The following is a 3,887-nucleotide window of genomic DNA, read 5'->3' on the forward strand; positions in this document are numbered from 1 at the left end:
CCCCGCAGCCGATCCGCCCGCCGACGGGCTCCCGGGCGCCGGGCATGCGACCCGCGGGGGCTGGGCGGCCGTGTCGGCGAAGGCCCGCGGCTATGTCGCCCTGATGAAGCTGCGCGTGGTCGAACTGCTGCTCATCACCACCGTCCCGGTCATGATGCTCGCCGAACGGGGCATGCCGCCGCTCTGGCTGATCGCCGTGACCCTGGTGGCGGGAACCCTCGCCGCCGGCAGCGCGAACACGATCAACTGTTATGTCGATCGTGACATCGATCAGATGATGGGCCGCACGAAGCGCCGTCCGCTCGTGCGGGCGACCGTCACGCCCACGGAGGCGCTGACCTTCGGCATCGTGATCGGGATCGTCTCGACACTGCTCTTCGGTTTCCTGGTCAACTGGCCCTCCGCGCTGCTGGCGGACGGGGCGATCGCCTTCTACGTCTTCGTCTACACCCTCGGGCTGAAGCGCCGCACCCCGTCGAACATCGTCATCGGGGGCGCGGCCGGCTGCTTCCCCGTCCTGATCGGATGGTCGGCGGTCACGGGGACCGTCGGCTGGGCCGCGGTGCTGCTGTTCGCCGTCGTCTTTTTCTGGACCCCGCCGCACTTCTGGGCGCTGGCGATGAAGTTCCGCGACGACTACGCCGTGGCAGGCGTCCCCATGCTGCCGGTCGTCGCCTCCGTCCAGGTCGTCACCCGGCGGATGCTGGGCTACGCCTACGCGATGGTCGCCGCCTCGCTCGCGGTCGCTCCCGTCGCCTCCACCGGCCCGGTCTACCTCGTCGTCGCCGTCGCGGTGGGCGCCTGGTTCCTGGTCGAGTCGCACCGGGTCGCCCGCCGGGCCCGGCACGGCGAGGACCCGAGGCCGATGCGCCTGTTCCACATGTCGATCACGTATCTGACCCTGCTGTTCGTGGCGATCGCCGTCACCGCTCTCGTCTGATCTCGCCCGGCCCCACCGATCGACCCTACCGACCGGCCCCACCGAACCCGCCCCGTCCCGCCCGGTGACACCGGGATCAGGACGGGGCACTGTTTTTCCGGCGGGCCGCAGGCGTGCGGGCGGCTACGTTCCGAGGCCGTCGAGCACCCGGGCTCCGGGCAGCGCGGCCAGGACCCTGCCGGGCAGCCACAGCTTGGAGATGCGCACCCCGGAGCCGACCACGACGCGCGGGTGCTCGGCCACTGCCCGGTCGATCAGGATCGGCCATTCCGCGGGAAGCCCGACCGGGGTGATGCCCCCATACTCCATGCCGGTTTCGGTGACGGCCGTGTCCATCGGCACGAACGAGACCTTGCGGGCGTCCAGATGCCGCCGGACCAGGCCGTTGACGTCAGCCCGGGAGACGGCGAACACAACGCAGGCCGCGAGCATGGTGACACCGCCCCGCCGGCCCGCGACGACCACGCAGTTCGCCGTCTCGGCCGGGTCCACCCCATAGTGCACGCAGAAGGCCGCGGTGTCGGACAGCTCGGGATCGATCTCGGCGACCTCGATCTCGTCCCCTCGCCCGGCCTGCGACCGGGTGTCGAGTAGCGCGGCGGTCGGCGCGGCGAGCAGGTCGGGACGGGCCAGCGCCGACGCCGGCGCCAGCAGAAGATCGGTACGCAGATGTCCGCTGCTCCCACCCGTTTCCCGACCAACCATCATGCCAGCCCCAGCCGTCGACCCAGAACAATCAGCGCGACACCGACGACCATCGACGCCAACAAATTACGGGTGCGGTACGCGACGCCGGCGGTGGCCGCGCCCGCGAAGACCCCCGCCCAGCCCTCCGCGATCACCGCCGGCACCACCACGGCCACCAGGACCGTCCCGGGCAGCGCCCCGATCGCGCGAGCCCACGGGCCCTCGCTCGGCAGCCAGTCGGCCGCCAGCAGGCCGCCGACCCGAAGCGAGTAGGTGATCATCGCCATGCCGGCGACGGCGAGGACGGCCTCAGCGCTCCACATTCGTTTCCTCCGGGCCGATTGCCATGCGAGTTGACCGCCAGCGGACCAACTGCCCGTGGACCGACTGCCTTCGGGCCGATTGCCTGCACAGGTGCCGCCACGCCGGGCGCCGTCCCGGGTGACTCACCGGGCGCGTCCCCCTCTGATACCACCTGCGGGTCCGGTTCGGGGCCGCGCCGGGCGGCGGCGGCCGCGCCGACAAGGGCGCCGATCATGATGTACCAGGTGCCGCCGAGCAGCCGCCAGCTCACGACCGCGGCCACCCCGGCCGCAAGCCACGGCACGACATCCGCGCGACCCCGCCAGAAGCCGCGCGTCAACGCGATGAAGGCCGTGGTGAACGCGAAGTCGAGGCCGAAGCGCTCCGGTGCCGGAATCCGCCCGCCGAGCAGGTACCCGGCGCCGCTACCGACCAGCCAGAACACCAGGATCGCCAGGCCGCCGCCCAGCAGGAAACCCGGCGGCGCCGCTCGCCCCCGCCGGCGCCCCTCGGCCAGCGTGACGGCCCAGTTCTCGTCCGCGACGAGGTGGATCCCCAGCAGCTTCTGCCACAGTGGCCGCCCGACGAACACTTCGCGCAGCGACGCGCACAGCAGGATGTAGCGCAGATTGATGATCAAGGTGCTCGCCAGGATCGCCGCCAGCGGTACAGGTATTCCCCACAACCCAACGACGACGATCTGCGCGGATCCCGCGAGGACGACCGCGTCCATGATCAGCAACTGCACCAGCGTGATGTCCCGGGTCGGGGCGACCGCGCCCATCGCGAGGCCATACGCCGCCACGCCCATCGCCAGGGGAATCGTCGCGCGAAACCCCGCGGCGATCTCCCGCATCGGGAAGGCGGCCTCCTGACTCACCCCGGGCGGCGACGATCTCATGGCCACCGCGTCGAGCCTGCAGCTGTCACGCCTTCTCCCGGAGCGCTCGTCGACAGGCTGCGGCGACCTTGGCCACCAGCGCGTCGCCAGAGCTGACGGCGATGTCGTGGCCGCCGGGCACCAGAGTCACGCTGAACCCGACCGAGGTGAGCTGCTCCCACGCGCGAATGCTGGCGGCCGGCACGGACGTGTCGCCGGCACCACTGATCGCATCGATATGAACGCTCAGTAGCGTACCACTGTCAGTATGTCGGTAACTGGCGGCCGGTTCACCCATCCGCGCGTGCCGGCCCGGGGGAAGACCCGCCGGCCCCGGGAGAAGGTCCAGGCCGAGATCGACACGATCTGCGCGGACCCGTGGGTGCGACGCGTCGTGACCACGAAGCTGACCGGGGACACCCCGGCCGCGCACCGGCTGACCTGGACGGTTGACCCGCAGGCCCGGGCCGCCCTCGAGGAGGAGATCTTCGGGAAGCGGGTCCTGGTCACCGACCGTGACGCCTGGCCGGTCGGCGACGTGGTCGCGGCCTATCGGTCGCAGTCGGACGCCGAGTTCGCGTTCCGCCAGATGAAGGATCCGCATGTCGTCTCGTTCAGCCCGATGCACCACTGGACGCGGATCACACGATCCGTGTCCACATGTTCACCTGCGTGCTCGCGTTGCAGGTCGCGCACCTGATGCGCCGTCACGCCGCGCGGGCCGGGCAGGAACACTCGGTGCGCGTCCTGCTCGACCTGCTCGCCGGGATCGAGGAGACGGCGATGATCTACCCCTCGACCGGGGGCCGTCCGAAGGCGCGCCGTATGCTCACCGAGACCACTCCCGCCCAGGACCGACTCGCCGAGATCTTCGGCCTCGCGAGGTGGGCGCCCCGGACTTAGGTCATACAGTTCCGGAAGATCGACATCGGTCATGAGCTGCGAATACTCCAGACAAGATCAAACTAGGGGCGAAACTTCCGCTAGGAGCCGACGCCGGCGCTGGTGGGGGCGGTGGTCCCGACCGGCCCGGCGGGCGCGGGGACCTCGGCGCCGGCCGCCGCGAGCGTGGGCGCC

At 71.1% G+C, this 3,887-nt stretch carries 7 protein-coding genes; 3 read left to right on the plus strand and 4 right to left on the minus strand.

The window, feature by feature from the left end; genetic code table 11:
- The coding region (locus AC08OQ_RS18190; RefSeq protein ID WP_476612238.1) for a heme o synthase at positions 1 to 940 on the plus strand (940 nt) is incomplete at its 5' end.
- Positions 941 to 1,063: 123 nt separating this feature from the next.
- Here the strand turns inward: AC08OQ_RS18190 and AC08OQ_RS18195 are convergent.
- Genes AC08OQ_RS18195 through AC08OQ_RS18210 form a run of 4 tightly spaced genes read right to left on the minus strand, consistent with a single transcriptional unit; the run spans position 1,064 to position 3,015 of the window.
- Positions 1,064 to 1,645, minus strand: a complete 582-nt coding sequence (locus AC08OQ_RS18195; RefSeq protein ID WP_476604260.1) for a YbaK/EbsC family protein — start codon at positions 1,643 to 1,645, stop codon at positions 1,064 to 1,066.
- The gene (locus AC08OQ_RS18200) at positions 1,645 to 1,950 is read right to left on the minus strand and encodes an AzlD domain-containing protein (RefSeq protein WP_462202821.1); all 306 of its coding nucleotides are present in this window, start codon (positions 1,948 to 1,950) and stop codon (positions 1,645 to 1,647) included. Before AC08OQ_RS18200 ends, AC08OQ_RS18195 begins: the two co-directional genes overlap by 1 nt.
- Positions 1,905 to 2,831, minus strand: coding sequence for an AzlC family ABC transporter permease (locus AC08OQ_RS18205; RefSeq protein WP_476601977.1), 927 nt, complete (start codon positions 2,829 to 2,831; stop codon positions 1,905 to 1,907). Before AC08OQ_RS18205 ends, AC08OQ_RS18200 begins: the two co-directional genes overlap by 46 nt.
- A gap of 25 nt (positions 2,832 to 2,856) precedes the next feature.
- Positions 2,857 to 3,015 (minus strand): hypothetical protein, encoded by a 159-nt coding sequence (locus tag AC08OQ_RS18210; RefSeq protein WP_476601976.1) that lies wholly within the window; start codon positions 3,013 to 3,015, stop codon positions 2,857 to 2,859.
- A gap of 63 nt (positions 3,016 to 3,078) precedes the next feature.
- Here AC08OQ_RS18210 and AC08OQ_RS18215 point away from each other — a divergent pair, with 63 nt between their 5' ends.
- Complete coding sequence (locus AC08OQ_RS18215) at positions 3,079 to 3,510, plus strand: hypothetical protein (protein WP_476601975.1); 432 nt, start codon at positions 3,079 to 3,081, stop codon at positions 3,508 to 3,510.
- Entirely contained in the window at positions 3,471 to 3,713 is a 243-nt protein-coding gene (locus AC08OQ_RS18220) for a hypothetical protein (protein ID WP_476612239.1), read from the plus strand. The genes AC08OQ_RS18215 and AC08OQ_RS18220 overlap by 40 nt, the downstream gene beginning before the upstream one ends.
- The last annotated feature ends 174 nt before the right edge of the window (positions 3,714 to 3,887 follow it).

It is taken from the genome of Frankia sp. CcCS3 (assembly GCF_977927575.1).

Coding starts and splice junctions, on each gene's coding strand:
- AC08OQ_RS18195 (WP_476604260.1), bottom strand. CDS start 1,645: ATGGTTGGTCGGGAAACGGGTGGGAGCAGCGGACATCTGCGTACCGAT.
- AC08OQ_RS18200 (WP_462202821.1), bottom strand. CDS start 1,950: ATGTGGAGCGCTGAGGCCGTCCTCGCCGTCGCCGGCATGGCGATGATC.
- AC08OQ_RS18205 (WP_476601977.1), bottom strand. CDS start 2,831: ATGAGATCGTCGCCGCCCGGGGTGAGTCAGGAGGCCGCCTTCCCGATG.
- AC08OQ_RS18215 (WP_476601975.1), top strand. CDS start 3,079: ATGTCGGTAACTGGCGGCCGGTTCACCCATCCGCGCGTGCCGGCCCGG.
- AC08OQ_RS18220 (WP_476612239.1), top strand. CDS start 3,471: ATGTTCACCTGCGTGCTCGCGTTGCAGGTCGCGCACCTGATGCGCCGT.